The organism is Phocaeicola sp. RTP21198st1_B8_RTP21198_201120 (assembly GCF_040929485.1).
Classification (GTDB): Bacteria; Bacteroidota; Bacteroidia; order Bacteroidales; family Bacteroidaceae; genus Phocaeicola; species Phocaeicola dorei.
Window position 1 is genome coordinate 5,982 of record NZ_JBCOCI010000132.1, and the last position, 556, is coordinate 6,537.

Sequence of the window (556 nt, forward strand, 5' to 3'; positions counted from 1 at the left end):
AATGTGGACACCAACCGCACCATCATTGCGCTGGCTTACATTGAAATCGAGTTGCAGCACCATCCCGTGCGCAATCTTCCCGAAGAAAAGAGGGAGGTTGCAGCCTACATCAGCAAGGCACTCTCTTTCGTGAGGAAGATGCAGAAGTTCCTTGCCGCTCCCCAAGTGCCACCACTAATCCCCATCCGTACATCCTCCGACAACACAACCGAAAATCCCGCCTCACCCCTGCAATGGACGGGCAACGCCATCGACCTCGTGGAACTTATCTACGGCATAGACGTTGAATCAAAGGACTGCTACCGCTTCTATATAGACATCAAACGCCGGAAGAACGAAAGCCGCACCTATTTCCTTAACAGAATGCAGGAGAAACTGAACGAGAGAATGCTCCGCGACGAAGAAATGGAGCGCATGAGAAGATAAAAAATATCCATTATAAATAAAAAGACAGGATGCATGTATTCCTGTCTTTTTAGTTTATATTTGATTACATACTAATTAGTTCTATATGAAACCTTTCAATCCGATAAAGATAAACTGCAAAACATTATGT

The 556-nt window shown here is 45.1% G+C and carries 1 protein-coding gene; it reads left to right on the top strand.

Annotation, left to right across the window (positions count from 1 at the left end):
- Positions 1–426 (top strand): RteC domain-containing protein (locus AB5935_RS23045; protein ID WP_368327605.1); only part of this gene is annotated, 426 nt, incomplete at its 5' end.
- Between the last annotated feature and the right edge of the window lie 130 nt (positions 427–556).